Annotated in this window: 14 protein-coding genes; 7 read left to right on the forward strand and 7 right to left on the reverse strand. The window is 65.6% G+C overall.

Features of this window, described 5'->3' with window-relative positions; genetic code table 11:
• Window positions 1–245: 245 nt before the first annotated feature.
• Both AC1RNQ_RS05690 and AC1RNQ_RS05695 read right to left on the reverse strand, forming a co-directional pair.
• Window positions 246–1,400 (reverse strand): glycoside hydrolase family 88/105 protein, encoded by a 1,155-nt coding sequence (locus AC1RNQ_RS05690; RefSeq protein ID WP_493169624.1) that lies wholly within the window; start codon window positions 1,398–1,400, stop codon window positions 246–248.
• Window positions 1,391–2,047, reverse strand: coding sequence for a glycoside hydrolase family 3 protein (locus tag AC1RNQ_RS05695; protein WP_493169625.1), 657 nt, complete (start codon window positions 2,045–2,047; stop codon window positions 1,391–1,393). Before AC1RNQ_RS05695 ends, AC1RNQ_RS05690 begins: the two co-directional genes overlap by 10 nt.
• A 118-nt stretch (window positions 2,048–2,165) precedes the next feature.
• Between AC1RNQ_RS05695 and manD the strand changes: the two genes are divergently transcribed.
• The 5 genes from manD to mobA are packed head-to-tail and all read left to right on the forward strand — an operon-like array spanning window position 2,166 to window position 6,400.
• Window positions 2,166–3,377 (forward strand): D-mannonate dehydratase ManD, encoded by a 1,212-nt coding sequence (manD, locus tag AC1RNQ_RS05700; RefSeq protein WP_493169626.1) that lies wholly within the window; start codon window positions 2,166–2,168, stop codon window positions 3,375–3,377.
• Window positions 3,365–4,270, forward strand: coding sequence for a DUF4861 family protein (locus AC1RNQ_RS05705; RefSeq protein ID WP_493169628.1), 906 nt, complete (start codon window positions 3,365–3,367; stop codon window positions 4,268–4,270). Before manD ends, AC1RNQ_RS05705 begins: the two co-directional genes overlap by 13 nt.
• Before the next feature lie 33 nt (window positions 4,271–4,303).
• Window positions 4,304–5,032: a FadR/GntR family transcriptional regulator gene (locus AC1RNQ_RS05710; RefSeq protein WP_493169630.1), complete on the forward strand. Its 729-nt coding sequence runs from the start codon at window positions 4,304–4,306 to the stop codon at window positions 5,030–5,032.
• A 46-nt stretch (window positions 5,033–5,078) separates the two neighbouring features.
• On the forward strand, window positions 5,079–5,879 hold the full coding sequence (gene fdhD / locus AC1RNQ_RS05715; RefSeq protein ID WP_493169631.1) for a formate dehydrogenase accessory sulfurtransferase FdhD: 801 nt from the start codon (window positions 5,079–5,081) through the stop codon (window positions 5,877–5,879).
• Complete coding sequence (gene mobA / locus AC1RNQ_RS05720; RefSeq protein ID WP_493169632.1) at window positions 5,876–6,400, forward strand: molybdenum cofactor guanylyltransferase; 525 nt, start codon at window positions 5,876–5,878, stop codon at window positions 6,398–6,400. Before fdhD ends, mobA begins: the two co-directional genes overlap by 4 nt.
• Here mobA and AC1RNQ_RS05725 read toward each other — a convergent pair.
• From AC1RNQ_RS05725 to AC1RNQ_RS05745, 5 genes are all read right to left on the reverse strand, one after another.
• Entirely contained in the window at window positions 6,395–7,045 is a 651-nt protein-coding gene (locus AC1RNQ_RS05725) for a DUF1345 domain-containing protein (RefSeq protein WP_493169633.1), read from the reverse strand. The genes mobA and AC1RNQ_RS05725 overlap by 6 nt on opposite strands.
• Window positions 7,032–7,154: a hypothetical protein gene (locus tag AC1RNQ_RS05730; RefSeq protein ID WP_493169635.1), complete on the reverse strand. Its 123-nt coding sequence runs from the start codon at window positions 7,152–7,154 to the stop codon at window positions 7,032–7,034. Before AC1RNQ_RS05730 ends, AC1RNQ_RS05725 begins: the two co-directional genes overlap by 14 nt.
• A 77-nt stretch (window positions 7,155–7,231) precedes the next feature.
• Window positions 7,232–9,715 carry a porin family protein gene (locus AC1RNQ_RS05735; RefSeq protein ID WP_493169637.1) on the reverse strand — a complete coding sequence of 828 codons (2,484 nt, stop codon included), beginning with the start codon at window positions 9,713–9,715 and terminating at the stop codon, window positions 7,232–7,234.
• Between the two features lie 215 nt (window positions 9,716–9,930).
• A complete protein-coding gene (locus tag AC1RNQ_RS05740; RefSeq protein ID WP_493169638.1) occupies window positions 9,931–10,485 on the reverse strand; it encodes a PraA/PraB family alkane oxidation protein activator in 555 nt (184 codons plus the stop codon).
• Between the two features lie 323 nt (window positions 10,486–10,808).
• A complete protein-coding gene (locus AC1RNQ_RS05745; protein WP_493169639.1) occupies window positions 10,809–14,126 on the reverse strand; it encodes a TonB-dependent receptor in 3,318 nt (1,105 codons plus the stop codon).
• A 329-nt stretch (window positions 14,127–14,455) separates the two neighbouring features.
• On the opposite strand from AC1RNQ_RS05745, the gene AC1RNQ_RS05750 reads away from it, so the two are divergent.
• Both AC1RNQ_RS05750 and AC1RNQ_RS05755 read left to right on the forward strand, forming a co-directional pair.
• The gene (locus AC1RNQ_RS05750; RefSeq protein ID WP_493169640.1) at window positions 14,456–15,013 is read left to right on the forward strand and encodes an RNA polymerase sigma factor; all 558 of its coding nucleotides are present in this window, start codon (window positions 14,456–14,458) and stop codon (window positions 15,011–15,013) included.
• Entirely contained in the window at window positions 15,010–16,017 is a 1,008-nt protein-coding gene (locus AC1RNQ_RS05755; protein WP_493169642.1) for a FecR family protein, read from the forward strand. The genes AC1RNQ_RS05750 and AC1RNQ_RS05755 overlap by 4 nt, the downstream gene beginning before the upstream one ends.
• Window positions 16,018–16,024: the final 7 nt, after the last annotated feature.

Below are 16,024 nucleotides of genomic sequence, written 5' to 3' on the forward strand. Positions count from 1 at the left end.
CAACTTAGTAGTTATCATACAACTTGGAGTCAACGCGGGATGTTGGGGGTTGTGAGGGATCGGCACGAATGTCGGGAAACGGGCGGAACGCGACATAGGCTTAGTCCACAACCGTCACCCCGGGCTTGACCCGGGGTCTGCCTTGTCTTGAAGAAAAAGGCGGATCCCGGATCAAGTCCGGGATGACGAAGAAGGGGCAACGGCAATTCACCACCCTGCAGCGGTCATACCGACCGCTAACCCCCTCAATACCGCCCGCGCTTCCGCGCCAGGTCGTACATCGCGCTGCCCGCCAGCAGATACGCCCCGCTGCCGTAGAATTGCGTCTCCTTCGCCGAGACGCTGTCGGGCCGGTCGCCGACCTGTTGCACCCAGCCGAGCATGCCGTCGCTCTGCACCCCGCGCACCACGGCGCTCCAGCCGCGGATCGCCGCGGGCTCATAGGCCGCGCGGTCGAGCAGCCCGGTATCGACGCCCCAGGCGAAGGCATAGGTGAAAAAAGCCGTCCCGCTCGTCTCGGTCGGCGTGCCCGGATCACTGTCGAGCAGCGAGGGCGACCAATAGCCATCGGGTTTCTGCAAGGTCAGCAACTTCGCCGCCATCGCCTTGAACAGCCCTTCATAATAGGGCCGCTTGGGGTCCCCCCGATCCATCGCCTGCAGCATGCGGACCAGCCCGCCCATCACCCAGCCGTTGCCGCGGCTCCAGAATAATTTCCGTCCCTTGGCATCGCGCATGTCGAAGAAGCGGCTGTCGCGGAAATAGAGCTTCTCGCCCGGATCGTAGAGATAGTCGGTGGTCGCCTTGAACTCCTCGTGCGCGAACTCGGCATAGCGTTTGTCGCCCGTCGCCTTGCTCATCCGGAGCAGGGTCGGCGGCGCCATGAAGATCGCGTCGCACCAGCACCAGCGGTCGGTGCAGTCCGACGTCCCCTTGCCCGGCGCGTGCGGCACGAATTCGAGCCCGATCGTCGGGCGGTTGGCGAGCACATGGTCGAAATAGGCGCGCGCGGGCGCGATCGCCGCCTTGCCCCCACCGTTCTTCGACGCCCAGATCCATGCCTGCGCGATCAGCTGGTCGTCGGCGTGGAAAGGCTTGTCGCCGAGCTTCCATCCCTGCTCGCGCCCGAGGTCGAGCAAGGGCGCCGCATACTTCTTGTCGCGCTTGGCGAGTTCGGTCAGCGCGACCCAGAAAGTCGCCTGCTGCCAGTCGCGCGGGTTCTGCACGCTCTTGCGCGCCGCGGGCATCGTCGCCCAATTGGTGCGGTTCGCGAGCTGCCAGTCGGCGACGCGGCGCGTGTCCGCGAGGATCGCGGCGGCGCGCGGCATCTGCGGCTCGGCTTCGGCGACGACGGCGGGCGCGGAGGCGAGCATCAACGGGGCAAGCAGGATCAGGGACATGGCATTTCCTTTGCGGGCGAAAGGGCGACGGAAGAAAGGGTGAGGCGCATCGCGCCGCTTGTCGAGAGAACCGCCGGCGCGGTGACATGATCGAGCCGCGCGCCGGGCAGGCAGGCGGGCGGGACCGACAGGCGGCGCGTGCCGGTCGGACGGCCGCGTTCGAACAGCGGGCCGGTGAGCACTTGCTCGACCGCGCTGCCCGGCTCTTCGGGCAGCGGCGCAGCCGCGCTGCGCTCGGCGAGCGTCAGGCCGTAACCAAACGGATAGAGCGGGCGGTAATCGGCGTCGCCGATATTGAGCGGCGCGCCCTTCGCGTCGGGGGGCCAGGAGAAGGGCAGCCGCCCCTTGAAATCGCCCTTGCCGAACAGCAGGTCAGCAACCCAGCCGCCTTTCGACGCCGGCAGCCAGGCGGCAACAAAGGCATCGGCAGCGTTGATATGGCGGTTCACCCACAAGGGCCGCCCCGAGAGGAAGACCGCGACCACCGGCACGCCCTCGGCGCGCAGCCGCTGCAGGATCGCAAGATTGCCGCGCATATCGTCGAAATACAGCCCGGCGCGCAGCTTGACGCGCAGGACACGCCGCACCGCATCGTCGAGCCGAGCCATCAACACGCCCGCCATCGCCAGCCTCACGGCTCGATCCACATCCGCCTCCCTGCCATATTTGTCGTACTTTTTATTCTTGACACCGGTGACAATATCTTTCCTTTTCCGGCGAGCGTGTCAATAAGGTTGTCAGACAACTGCGCCAAAAGGGGATGGAATGCCGAAGATCGTGTCAGCGCGGGTGATCGTTGCCAGCCCGGGCCGCAATTTCGTCACGCTGAAGATCGAGTGCGACGACGGCACGACCGGCGTCGGCGACGCGACGCTCAACGGACGCGAGCTGGCGGTCGCCGCTTATCTCGCCGAACATGTCGTCCCCTGCCTGATCGGGCGCGACGCGCACCGCATCGGCGACATCTGGCAGTTCCTCTACAAGGGTGCCTACTGGCGTCGCGGGCCGGTGACGATGACCGCGATCGCCGCGGTCGACATGGCGCTGTGGGACATCAAGGGCAAGGTCGCGGGGCTGCCCGTCTACCAGCTGCTCGGCGGCGCGGCACGCGACGGCTGCATGGTCTATGGCCATGCCAATGGCGAGACGATCGCCGACACGATCGAGGCCGCGCTCGATTACCAGCGCCAGGGTTACAAGGCGATCCGCCTGCAATGCGGCGTGCCGGGGATCGCGTCGACCTATGGCGTCAGCAAGGACCGCTATTTCTACGAGCCTGCCGACGCCGACCTGCCGAGCGAGAATATCTGGTCGACCGAAAAATATCTGCGCGTCGTGCCCGAACTCTTCGCCGCGGCGCGCGAGGCGCTGGGCTGGGACGTCCATCTGCTCCACGACGTCCACCACCGGCTGACCCCGATCGAGGCCGGCCGGCTCGGCAAGGATCTCGAACCCTACCGCCCCTTCTGGATCGAGGATGCGACCCCCGCCGAGGATCAGGACGCCTTCCGCCTGATCCGCCAGCACACCACCGCGCCGCTCGCGGTCGGCGAGATTTTCAACAGCATCTGGGACTGTAAGACTCTCATTGAAAACCGGCTGATCGACTATATCCGCGCGACGGTGCTCCACGCCGGCGGCATCACCCATATGCGGCAGATCGCCTCGCTTGCCGAACTGCACCAGGTGCGGACCGGCTGCCACGGCGCCACCGACCTGTCGCCGGTAACGATGGCGGCGGCGCTGCACCTGGGGATCAGCATCCCCAATTTCGGCATCCAGGAATATATGCGCCACACCCCCGAAACCGACGCGGTCTTCCCACACTCCTACAGCTTTGCCGACGGCATGCTGCATCCGGGCGACGCGCCGGGGCTCGGCGTCGACATCGACGAGACCCTCGCCGGAACCTTTCCCTATGCCCGCGCCTATCTGCCGGTGAACCGGCTCGAGGACGGGACGATGTGGAGCTGGTGATGCGCGCCGCGCTGCTTGGCCTGCTGGTGTTCGGCACAAGCGCGGCGGCGCAGGAGAAGGCGCCGCTGCGCCCCGCCACCGCCGAGCAGCAAAAGGCGCGCGCGGCGGTCGTGATCGCCGACTATCGCTATGGCGATCTGCTCTGGGAGAACGACCGCATCGCGTTTCGCATCTATTCGCGCGCGCTCGAAAAGGCCGAACCGCCATCCTCCTCGGGCATCGACGCGTGGGGCAAGGCGGTGCGCTGGCCCTTCATGGACCGCCAGCTGCGCACCGGCGACCAGCATACGAACCATGGCGAGGGCATCGACTTCTACAATGTCGGCACCGGGCGCGGGACCGGCGGGCTCGGCATCTGGTACGACAACAAACTCTGGACTTCGCGCAACTATGTCCGCCCACAGATATTGAGCGCCGGGCCCGACGTCGCCGACTTCACCGTCGACTACGAACCCTGGCCGATCGACACGCGGCGCACGGTGCGCGAGACGCGACGCTTCACCCTGCCCGCCGGCACCAATTTCACCCGCCTGACCTCGACCATCGCGTCGAGCAGCGACGAGGAACTGATCGTCGGCATCGGCATCTCGAAGCGCCCGATCAACGGCGCGAAGCTCGGCGATGTCCAGAAGGACGAGGCGGGCGCCCGCATGAGTTGGTGGGGACCCGCCGACGGCGACAAGGGCCGCATGGCCGCCGCGGTGATCGTCGATCCCGCCGGTTTCGCGGGCTTTGCGGAGGACGCGGACAATGTTCTGATCCTCGTCCGTGTCGCCCCGGGCAAGCCCTTCGTCTACTATAGCGGCGGCGCGTGGGACCGCGGCGGCGACTTCGCCACGCAGGCCGACTGGACCGCCCATGTCACGGCGCAGCGCCCCGACTTCCACCCCTAGCCAGCCCCGCACCGCGATGATAACGCTATCGCCATGAGGGTAACCAAGGCGGCATCGCTGGCCGACGATCTGGTCCAGCGCTTCGAGGAGCAGATCGAGACGGGCGACATGCCCGCCGGTTCGCGCTTCCCGACCGAAAAGCAGATCACCGAAAGCTTCGGGGTCAGCCGCACCGTGGTGCGCGAGGCCTATTCGCGGCTGTCGGCGCGCGGGCTGCTCGTCTCGCGCCGCGGCTCAGGCGCCTATGTTCCCGACGGCGCGCAATATCGCGCTTTCCAGATCGCCGCCGACGAGGTCGGCGAGATCGAGGACGTGCTGAAGCTGCTCGAGATGCGCATGGGGTTCGAGGCCGAAATGGCCGATCTCGCCGCGCGCCGCCGCACCGATGCCGACCTCGCCGCGATCCGCGACGCGCTCGACGCGATGGAGGACAGCAGCGACGTCGACGCTTCGGTCAATGCCGACGCCGCCTTCCACGCGGCGATCGCCGCCGCGACCGCGAACAGCTATTTCCTGCGCTTTACCCAGTTTCTCGGCGTTCGCCTCGTCCCCTCGCGCAAACTCTATCTGCAGGGCAGCGACCGGCAGCGGCATCAGAAGTATGCGCGCACGATCAATCGCGACCACCGCGCAATCTACGACGCCATCGCGGCCGGCGATCCGGCGGCGGCGCGCGATGCCGCGCGCGCGCATATGGACAAGTCGATCGCCCGCTATCGCGCGATGCAGCAGGGCCTGCCGCCCGAGAGCGTCGACGACTGACCAGCCCCGAGCTTGCGCCGCCGGGCGAGACGCCTATGGCTGGGCCATGACCATAAGCGTCCCCCTCGCGATGCGCCGGATCGGTTTTGCCGGCATCCCCGACGACGCGCTGGTTCGCGACGTCGCGGTCGAAGCGCCGGTCTCGGTCGAGGTAAACGGCATCGGCTATGCCGTGATGATGGCGACGCCCGCCGATCTCGAGGATTATGCCACCGGCTTCGCGCTCGGCGAGGGGCTGGTCGAAAGCGCCGCGCAGATCCGCAGCGTCGACGTCCACCCGCTCGAAGGCGGCATCGCGCTCCGCATCTGGCTGTCGCCCGGGCATAGCGAAAGGGCGCTCGAACGCGCGCGCAAGCGCGTGAGCGAAAGCAGCTGCGGTCTCTGCGGCATCGAGAATATCGAGGAGGTGCTGCGCCCCCTGCCCCCGATCACCGCACGGATCGCGACGACGCGCGAGGCGATCGCCGCGGCGCTGGCGGCGCTGGCCAGCCATCAGCCGCTCGGGCTCGCGACCGGCGCTGCGCACGCCGCCGCCTTCTGCGTCCCCGACGGCGCGATCCGGCTGGTGCGCGAGGATGTCGGACGGCACAATGCGCTCGACAAGCTGATCGGCGCGCTGGCGCGGGCGGGCATCGACCCCGCGACCGGTTTCATCCTGCTGTCGGCACGCTGCAGCTATGAACTGGTCGAGAAGTGCGCGCGCGCGGGATGTCCGATGCTGGTCACCATCTCGGCGCCGACCAGCCTCGCCGCCGAACGCGCCGCCGCGGCCGGGCTGACCCTGGTAAGCCTCGCACGACCAGATTCGGCGCTGATCATGAGCGACCCGCACGGGATGATCGCATGAGGACGCTCGGCGCGGTGCTGGCGGGCGGCCGCTCGTCGCGCTTCGGATCGGACAAGGCAGAGGCGCTGCTGGCGAGGCAAAGCCTGCTCGATCATGCCGTCCTTGCGCTCGCGCCGCACGTCGACGCGGTCGTGGTCGCGGGGCGCGCCGTCCCCGACCAGCCGATGATCGCCGACTGGCCCGCCCCCCACCTCGGCCCTATGGGCGGCATCGCCGGGGCGCTGCGCTATGCGGAAAGCGAGGGCTTCGACCAGTTGCTCTGCATATCGGTCGATTGCGTCCGACTCCCCGAGAACCTGCGCGCGCTGCTCGAACCCGCACCCACCTATCTCGAAAGCCAGCCGGTGATCGGACTCTGGCCGGTGTCGGCGCGCGCCGGAATCGAGGCCCAACTGACCGGAAGCGACGACCGCTCGGTCCGGCGCTTCGGCCGAAGCATCGGCGCGCGCGCGGTCGTTTGCGATTTCATGCCGCCCAATATCAACACGTCCGCCGACCTCGACCGGCTGACGCGCCTATAGCCCGCCGAGCGCATTCACGGTGAACGCCAGGATTCCCATGTTAAAGACGAACGCCGCCAGACAATGGCCGAGCACGACGCGCCGCATATGCGCGCCGGTCACACTCACGTCCGAGGTCTGGAAGGTCATGCCGAGCGTGAAGGCGAAATAGAGGAAATCCCAATAGTCGGGCTCGTGTGTGCCCGGCACGTCGAGCCCGCCTTGGTCTTCCCCTTTCACCTGCAGGTAGAAGAGATGCGCATAGTGGAGCGTGAACATCATGTTCGCGAACAGCCAGGCGAGCGCAAGCGTCGCGACGATCAGCACGACGTCGTTACGCCCGAGGCTGCCGGGATCGGCGATCAGCGCGCCGACGGTGAACAGGATCACCAGCGACAGGAGCGCCGAAATCGCAAGCAAACCGGCGCGGTTGGCGTCATTTTCCTCGGCATGCCGGCGCATCGTGTCGGCGTCGGACGACAGCAGCGACGCCACGGCGCAGAGAAAAATCGCCGCCGCGATATCGAAGCCGATCAGAAACGCCGTGCGACAATCGCAGCCGAACGCCTTCGCGCCGATCGTTGCGACGATGAGCGCGACGACGAAGATCAGGAAACGGATCGGGGCGATATGCCGTCCGGGCGCGAATGCCTTATGCCGCGCCATCGCTCGCCGCCACGCTCTGCTCCATCAGCACCTTCGCGGTCGCCGCCGCGGCGCCCCATCCGCCCGCGGGCTTCGTGTAGCTTTGATACCGTGGCCGATTCCCTGACATGACGGCGCCTTCGATGCGGATATTCGAACCTCAATAGACCCGGTTCGGTGCGGTCGGCAATTGCCCGGGGGCGCAGCCTAGAATTTCTTGCGGAGCGCCAGGCGGACGGTGCGGCCGAGCGGGTCGATCTCCTCGCGGCTATAGCCGGGGGGGACACTCCCGTCCTCCAGCGTGACGCGGCGATAGCCGTTGAAGAGATTCTGGACATCAAGCGAAAGTTTGAGGTCCTTGGTCAGCGCCCCCTTTGTCGACCACAACCGGGCGGGCTCGAAAAACATCGAAACATTGAACAGCATCGGCGGTTTGAAGCGGAAGCTCCGGTCGCCGTTGGTCACCTGCGCTGGGCTGCTCCAGTTTCCATTGAGCGTCGCGCCGACCCCCCGCCTCCCCGCGGTGACCTGCAGCGAAAGATTGTGGCGCGACTGCCCGCTGTCCGCGAGCTTGTCGATCACCGGGACGCCGGGATGGGTCTGCAGTTCGTCTTTCAGCTGCCAGCGATGGTTGAGCGAGAGGCTGAACTGGAGCGGATCGGCCGACGCCTTGCCCTGCCCCCCGCCGCCCGGGACGAGACGCAGCGCCACGCCGCTCGACAGGTCCGCGTTGGCATCGCGCGCGATATTGATCGCGCGGGCATCGACCACGACGAGCCGCCCCGCCGCATCGCGCGTCACGCGTTCGGGAAAGGCCGCCTCGATCGCCGGGGTGATCTCGGGGAAAAAGGCCACGCCGTCTTTCGCGACCGACTGGCGATAACCGAAATCGAGCGTCAGCACATCGTCGCCCAGCGGGCGCACCACGGCGGCAAGCGCCAGGCTTTGCCGGCTGCCGCGCTGCAGATCGGGATTGCCCCCGGTGATCCAGAGGGGTTCGGCGACCTCCTGCCGCGCATAATCGAAGACGCGGCCGACCGTGGTGACGATCGGCGCGTCGAGCTGGTCGAAGGACGGCGCGTCCTCGGCGTGGTCGATCGATCCACGAAGCTGGACGATCGGCGATGGCGACCAGCTGATATTGGCGCCATAGCGCTTTTGCGGGCGGCTGCCCGTCATCGTCTGCGCGCTGACGGACAGGTCGAGCGACAGGTCGCCGAGCCACGCCGGCGCGGCCTCTCCACGGCGCGCAATCGGCAGGCTGAGCGTCATCTGGCCGTTCATCTGATGGCGTGTCGTGCGCCGCGCGTCGCCGCCGCCCTCGCCCCCGACACCGTCGTCCCGCCGGCTGTGCGAGCGGTTTCGGCTGGCATTGGCGGTGAAATTCCAGGCCAGCGGTCCGGCCGGCAGGTCGATGATCGTCTTGCGGACGTTGAGCCGCGCGCTGAGATTTTCGCTGCGCGTCCGGCTGCGCGTGCCGAGCAGCAGCGATTCGTCCCACGGGCCATAGGGGTTGAAGCCTGCGTCGGTGTCGATCATCTGCCGGATGCGCGCGATGTCGACGCCGGTCTCCAGCAAATTTCTCGCCCATCCCCGCGCATAGTTGACGCCGAAACTGGTCTGCCAGCTGCCGATTTTGCCGCCCAGCGTCAACGAACCGCTCAGCGAGGTCGCGCCGTTGTCGATGCTCAGCGCGCGCTCGCCCGCGAACGGTCGGGTCAGCAACACATCCTGCGCAAAGGGCGACCACGCGTGCCCCGCCGGGATCAGCACCGAGGCCATCGGCAGGCCGCGCAGCCCCTCGCTGCGGTTCCGGCTGGCATTGAGGTTCAGCGCCACGGAAAAATCGCCGACCGGGCGTGTGACCCCGATGGTGAGCGCGGCGTTGCGGCGCGTCGATTGCAACGTTTCGAAGCGATTGGGATCGACGGGGTGAAGCAGGTTCGCGGTCGCCGCGAAGTAGTCGAGGCCAGGCATCCCCGTCAGGGCGCCCGACGGGATGCCGGCGGCGGTCACCGGCCGCCCGGCGGCCTGGCTGAGCGCCGGGTCGATCTCTCCGCCGTCGGGTGCGGAAATGAAACCGACCCCGTCGAACACGCCTGCGCGGGGGGGAATATTCCGCGCGCTTTTGCGAAAGGCGCTGTCCGCGCCGAGCCGCGCCTGGGCGCTCCAGCGAACGTCGCCGCTGATCGCCGTGCGACGCGCCGACAGGGTACCGCCATATTGGCCGCCGGCGGTCGCGAAATCGACCGCCGCGTCGGCATCGAGCATCGAGAAATTCTTCTTGAGCACCAGGTTGACGACGCGCCTGCCCGCGGGTTCGCCATAATGAGCCGCCGCCTCGGGCTTCAGCACGGCGAGCCGGTCGAGCGCTTCGGGGGGATAGGCGAGGATCGAGCGGTCGAACCCGGCGGGCTTGCCGTTGATCAGGATGACGGGGTCTTCGCCGCCACCGTCGATGAAGGGCGCGAGCCGCGTCAGCAGGTCCTCGATGCTCTCGGCGCCGTGGCTGGCGATCTCGTCCTCGCCGAATTCGCTTTCGGCCGCGACCTCGGCTTCGCCGCGGCGGGCCGCGGTGACGACGATCTCGCGCGGATCCTCCAGCGAAGCGGACGCACCCTGACCCATATTCGCGGGAGGCGTCACATTTTGTGCATCGGCACGGCCGGCCCCCGCGATGAGCAGAGCCACGGCCGCACCCCACCGCGCCGGGCGACAAGAGGGTCCCGAGCGGGATTCGGTCATGCCCTTGCTATGCACCGGATCCGGTCGGGCAGCGCGGCGGTTCAGCGGCAAATGGCGGCCTTGATCGCATCATCCTGTCGACAGAAATGGCGGGCACCCGTGAGAGTGCCCGCCGGTTCTCGAAGCCCATTCGATTGAAATGGCGCTTCCAGACGAGCGCGTCAGGGGGTGATGACAAGGCCCCCGGCCGCGCCCGAAATCTGCACGAGCGTTCCCTCGATCTTGCAGGGATTTTCCGTTGCCCCGAAATTGTCGGGCGGTCCATCGGGAACATCGGACAGCGGCGTCGTGAAGTCCAGGAAACGCGGCGACGCCGAATTGCCGCCCCATTCGTGGGTCAGGCTACCGGCACAACCATCGGCCGGGAAAATGGAAACCGGCGGAATCCCGATGGTCACACCCGAAATCGACAGCCGGATCGGAGACACCCCGGTATTCGCCGAGACCGCATAGGGCGCACTCGCGAAGCTCGCCGTATTGATGTCGTCGCACAGCGTACTACCGCTCAGGGCCGGATCGGCCGTTGCGGCGGACCCGCCTCCCGTCACGACGATGGTAACGGTCAACGTGCAGGCCGTCGGAAAGGGCAGATTCTTGATAACGGAAACATCGCCCTCGAACACATAGGTGCCGTTGTCGCCGAAATCGGTCGCGTGGGCGATGCCCGGAGTCATCAGAGTCAGCGCGGTTGCGCAAAGAGCAACAATCTTTCTCATTTCATCTCTCCTGTTGACTGTTTCAATTATTATTCAACATCGACCGAGTCGATGCAAATAAACATTATTGTCATTTCAAATTTCGTCAACACAGAATAGAAATATTGATGGTTTATTTATTGTTTACTTGTTCTGATAGAGCAAAGTACAAGTAATGAAATAAGCGCAATGACGCCCATTTCTACTTGTAACGGAAGTTGATGTGCCGATTTTTTAGATCGGGGGGATAGATTTACTCCACAGTCGCATAGGGACAACAAAATCTCCTCTGCTTTGCCGACCGGCACCCCGCTCACCGCAAGGGCGCCGATCTGCCGCTCCCGTCAGAACCGCTTCATCGCGCTGAACCCGATGATCCGCGGGTCGAGCGTGAAGACGTTGGTGCTGAGCAGGGAATCGTCGCTGTTGGTGAAGAAGTCGGTGATCGGCGCGTCGTTGAACAGATTCTTGATATAGAGCTGGAAGGTCAGGTCTGAATCCGGACGCGCCAGCGTCACCGCCACATTGACATTGTCCCAGCCCTTCAGCCGGTCATAGGTGGTGTTGTAGATGCGCGCGAAGCTCTTCGACTGGCGGTAATAATCGCCGCGGATGGTGAGATCCCAGTCGCCGAGGAAGAAGGTATATTGAGCCCCGGTGTTGAAGGTGACCCGCGGCGAATTGGGCAGTTCGTTCCCGCCGAGATCGGCATAGAAGCCGCGCCCGCCATTGGGCGCACCGCTGACCAGGCTTCGCCAGGCATCGGGGTTGGCAGGGTCATAAGGCACCAACGCCCCGGCCGTGGCGGGATTATAGGGTGCAAAGGGATCATAGGCGAAACCGAAGCGTGTTGCGTTGCCGACGCCCAGGGGGTCGGCAGGGTTGAAGCTGCCAAATCCCCTGGACTGGCCACATAGGGAGTAGAAGCTGTCGCCGTTGTTGGCCGTCGGATTCAGCCGCAGAATCTGTTCGACATAGGCGCGCGGCGCAATGCAGTTCGACGGCACCTGCAGGAAAGGACGCAGCAGGACCCAGTCGGGATTGCCCTGCGTCCGGTTCATGACGTCGATCGATTGCGAACCCTCTTTGAGCCGCGTCTTCAGATACCCCAGATTGGCGTCGACGCGGAAGGCACGCGATGGTCGCCAGGCCGCTTCGAATTCCAGCCCCCAGACCGTCGCATCGAAATTTTCGTTGAGCGCGATGCGATCGACGATCTGCGAGACCTGATAATCCTTATAGTCATAGAAGAAGCCGGTGGCGTTGAAGGTCAGGCGCCCGCCGTCGAAGCTGTTCTTGGTCCCGATTTCGAAGGCGTTGATATATTCGGGCTTGAAAGTCGGCGAAATATCGGAAAACTGGACATTGCCCTGCGCGATACCGGGGCGCGCCGGATTGGCGCCGCCGCCCTTGTATCCGCGCGACGCCGACGCGTAGATCAATGTATCGTCGGTAAGGGACCAGTCGGGTTTCCAGTCGACCACCAGACGTCCGGTCGGTTTCGACCAGCGCTGAATGATCGGATCATTGGCGGGATAGCCGCCGCTGACGGTGCCGCCGCTGGCCCCGGTGACGCCCCCGCCCAGCAGGAGCTGGCTAGGATAGAGCACCGCGCGCTTGCTGTCGCGCGTGAAGCGTATGCCGGCGGTGATTTTGAGCCGGTCCGTGACGTTCCAATAACCTTCGCCGAAGATGGCCAGCGATTTGGTCCGGACATTGTTGCGGCTGCGGAAATAATTATGCCCTAGCTCGTCGAGCGAGCCGATCGGGTTGGGATCGACATAGACGCAGTCGCGCGTGGTCTCGTCGGGCGGGCAGTCGCGATACCGGAAGAACGACCCGGGGGTGCCGTCCGACAGTCGATTGTTCCGGTTATAGGCGATGAAGGTGTAGAGGTTGTTGAAGACGAAATAATCGTCCTGCGATTTGAAATCGAGATAATTGGTGCCCAGGTTGAAATTGAACGGGCCGTCGAACGACGACTGGAGCCGGAACTCCTGCGACCATTGCCGGTTGCGCGACCGGCTGAGATCGGCCGAGAGTATGCGGTCCGAACAGCCGAGTTGCGGGTCGCAGAATATCCCGCCCGGCGCGGCATGGGTCTGGTCGATCGGCTGCGGCTGCGGCGAATTGGGATTCAGGACTCGCGGCCGGTCCAGCAGGCCCGTCGTATCGTTGAATATCGGCGCCGAGACGTAACGGTTGTAATCCTGCATCGAGAAATAGCGGTCGCGCGCATAGGCCGTTTGCGACACCAGCTTCAGCCCGTCGGTGACATCGAAGTCCAGATTCGCCTGGAAAACGTCGTTCTTTGCCCGGAAGACCGGATCGATGCTGGTCGCGATTTCGCGCAGATTGCGCGATTGCTCCGAACCCGCAAACGGATCGCCCGGCCTGAGGCCGAGCACGACACTGGCCACCGTCCCGCCCCGCGGATAGCCCATCTGGACATATCGCGCAGGGCCATTGCCCGCCACGACGGCCGCAAAGCCGGTGGCATTGGGGGTTCCATACGCCGCATCGTCGTAAAGCGAACCCGGCAGGCACCCCTGGCTCAGGCGCCCGCGGAGGAATTCGGGGATCGTCGTACTGCCCACCGTCGTCGGCCCCGGATCGCGCGTACACAGCTGCTTGCCGGTGCGCGAACGGTTGTCGTCTTCCTCGAAATGCTGCCAGATGGCGTTGATCTTGAGGCGGTCGGTCGGTTCCCATTGCACCGACGCGCGGCTCGACCACAGCTCGCGGCCATTCACGCGCTTTTCGGTGAAATTATTGTAATCGAACCCGTCGCGACTGGTCAGCGCGCCCGCGACGCGCACCGCCAGCGTGTCGGTCAGCGGCACATTGACCATGCCCGACGCGCGCATGGTCTTGAAATTTCCGACCTCGACCTTCGCGTCGAGCCCGAAATCCTGGGCATCGGGCAGCGCGGGAATGATATTGACCACGCCGCCGGTCGCGTTGCGGCCATAGAGCGTGCCTTGCGGCCCGCGCAGCACCTCGACGCGCTGCATGTCGAAAAATTCGGATTCGAACAGGCGATTGCGGATCAGCGGCGTATTGTTGAAGCTCACCGCGACCGCGGGGTCGCTCGACGCCGAAATGGCCTTGGTCCCGATCCCGCGGATCGAGAAATTATACATGCTGAAATTGCTCTTCGAGAAGCTGACGTTCGGCACCGCGCGCAGCAGTTCCGAGCCGCCCTCGATCTTGCGGTCGTCGAGCGCCTGCGCCGACATCGCGGTCATCGCGATCGGCACGTCGATGATCTTTTCCTCGCGCTTCTGCGCGGTCACGATGATTTCGTCATTGCCTTCGATCTCGGCGGCGGGCGCTGCGCTCGCCGCCGGGCTTGCGTTTCCCGATTGGGTGACCACGAAGACATCGCCGTCGCGCCGGTAGCTGAGGCCCGTGCCCCGCAGCAGCGTCCGCAGCGCGGTTTCCGGATCGGAGCGCTGGCTGAAACCCGCGCTCGTCTTGCCGCTGATGACAACCGATTCCCCCATGATCGTCATGCCGCTCTGCAGGCCGAAGTCGCGCAGCGCGCGGTCGAGCGACTGGGCCGGAATCTTGTAGGCGGTGACGCGATCCCGCGCCGATGCCGCATTCGCCGACAGGGCGAGGCACCCCACCGCCACGCCACTCAGAAATACCTTACGCAAAGCACCGGTCCGGAAACGCATTCCCCTCTCTCCCCTGTTTTTCCACGGGAACTTTCGTCCCGTTGTCTCGCGCCGCGATACGGCGTCACTGGATCAGACGCCACAATCCCGGCGCCGGGGGGATGGTCCCTGCAATTTTCATCGATGTTAATGAAAATTGCGGTTTGCACAATTTCGATCGGGTGCGAAAAGCGATCCGGTCGAAAAATGCATGTGCAATCCCCCCTTTTTCGCCGGCCATGCGTCTATCCGGTCAACTCCAGCAAAATGGAGAGCGACGATCGAGAGGATGCTGCCGGAATGACGCCTGGATTGGGGAGCGGCTTGCTATGCCTGCAGTATCGGCGCCTGCCTTGTCGGGATATCGGCTGACGATGGCGCTGCCGCGGCAGGACCGGGATCTGGCGGACTGGATGACCGCCTATGGCCCGGGCCTGCGTCGCTTCTTCCGCCGCCGCGTCGGCGATGCCGATGTCGACGATCTGGTGCAGGACGTCTTCGTGCGGTTGCAGGCGGCCGAAATCAGCGCGCCGATCGACAATGTCGAACGCTATCTCTTCACCACGGCGCGCAACGTGCTGATCAGCCGGCACCGGGCGCAGACCGCCCGCTCGGCGCTGCTGCACGACGAGTTCGAGGAAGCGCTGGAAATCGCCGACCAGCTGTCGCCCGAACGCATCGCGATCGGTCAGCAGGAATATATGCGCGTCGTCGACGCGATCCTCCGCCTGCCGCCGCGGGCGCGCGAGGCGTTCGAACTCCACCGCTTCGAAAATCTCACCTATCAGGCGATCGCGCAGCGCATGGGCATTTCCAAGGAATCGGTGAAGGAGCTGATGCACCGCGCGCTCGTGCGGCTCGCCGAAGCGATGGAGACCGACGCATGAGCGGCGGCCAGCCTTCGGCGCGCGCCGCAATCCGCTCCGACGCCGCCGGGTGGTTCAACCTGCGCCTGTCGGGCGACATGACGGTCGACGACGAGCAGCGCTTTCAGGACTGGCTCGGCCTGTCGGTAAACCACCGTGCGGCCTATGACCGCATCGGCCGCGCCTGGGCGATCGCCGGGACCGCAGTCGAGGATCCCGAACTCCGCGCCGCCGCCGATCCCGCTCCGGCCGAAGAGGCCCCGTCGCCGCAGCGCTGGCGTTTCCTTGCGATGGCGGCTTCGCTCGTCCTGATGGTCTCGCTCGGCTGGACAGCGCTGCCCAAGGGGCTGTTCGGTCCGGCAACCCCCGATCGGCAGGAACAGGTGTTCAAGACCGGCACCGGCCAGCGGACGATGATCACGCTTCCCGACCGGTCGGTCGTGACGCTCGACGCCCAGACCATGGTGCGGATCGACCTGAGCGGCGCCGAACGGCGTGTGCAATTGGTCGGCGGACGCGCCTTCTTCCGCGTCGCCAAGGATCCCGCGCGCCCCTTCGTCGTCGTCGCCGGCGGCAAGAGCGTCCGGGCGCTCGGCACCGCGTTCGAGGTCAGCTTCGACCATGGCAACATGGTCGTGACGCTGGCAGAAGGAAAAGTTCGCGTCGCCGAGGCCGTGCCGGGGCGGGGTTCGGGCAACAGCACCGACATGGTGCCCGGCGGCCAGCTGTCGATCGGCGCCGACCATAATTGGACCCTGAGCCGCGTCGATGTCGAAAAGGAAACCAGCTGGACCGACGGCCGGCTGATCTTCATGGGCGATCCGCTGGCCGATGCCGTCGCCGAAATGAACCGTTATTCGGACCGCAAGCTCGTCTTCAAGGACGGCGCGATCCCCGACAAGGAGGTCGTGGGGGTCTTCAAATCGGGCGACGTCGACGGTTTCGTGAAGGCGATCGAGCTCAACGGCATCGCGCACCGCGTCGAATCATCGGGCAACGAGATCCTGCTTTCGGGCAATCCCTGACCGCCCT

The sequence above is a fragment of the Sphingopyxis sp. GW821-FHT12F08 genome (assembly GCF_058806755.1).

What these genes read in the sequence shown, in the direction of transcription:
- AC1RNQ_RS05690 (WP_493169624.1), bottom strand. Translation starts at nt 1,400, where the DNA reads ATGTCCCTGATCCTGCTTGCCCCGTTGATGCTCGCCTCCGCGCCCGCC.
- manD (WP_493169626.1), top strand. Translation starts at nt 2,166, where the DNA reads ATGCCGAAGATCGTGTCAGCGCGGGTGATCGTTGCCAGCCCGGGCCGC.
- mobA (WP_493169632.1), top strand. Translation starts at nt 5,876, where the DNA reads ATGAGGACGCTCGGCGCGGTGCTGGCGGGCGGCCGCTCGTCGCGCTTC.
- AC1RNQ_RS05740 (WP_493169638.1), bottom strand. Translation starts at nt 10,485, where the DNA reads ATGAGAAAGATTGTTGCTCTTTGCGCAACCGCGCTGACTCTGATGACT.
- fdhD (WP_493169631.1), top strand. Translation starts at nt 5,079, where the DNA reads ATGACCATAAGCGTCCCCCTCGCGATGCGCCGGATCGGTTTTGCCGGC.
- AC1RNQ_RS05710 (WP_493169630.1), top strand. Translation starts at nt 4,304, where the DNA reads ATGAGGGTAACCAAGGCGGCATCGCTGGCCGACGATCTGGTCCAGCGC.
- AC1RNQ_RS05750 (WP_493169640.1), top strand. Translation starts at nt 14,456, where the DNA reads ATGCCTGCAGTATCGGCGCCTGCCTTGTCGGGATATCGGCTGACGATG.
- AC1RNQ_RS05730 (WP_493169635.1), bottom strand. Translation starts at nt 7,154, where the DNA reads ATGTCAGGGAATCGGCCACGGTATCAAAGCTACACGAAGCCCGCGGGC.
- AC1RNQ_RS05725 (WP_493169633.1), bottom strand. Translation starts at nt 7,045, where the DNA reads ATGGCGCGGCATAAGGCATTCGCGCCCGGACGGCATATCGCCCCGATC.
- AC1RNQ_RS05755 (WP_493169642.1), top strand. Translation starts at nt 15,010, where the DNA reads ATGAGCGGCGGCCAGCCTTCGGCGCGCGCCGCAATCCGCTCCGACGCC.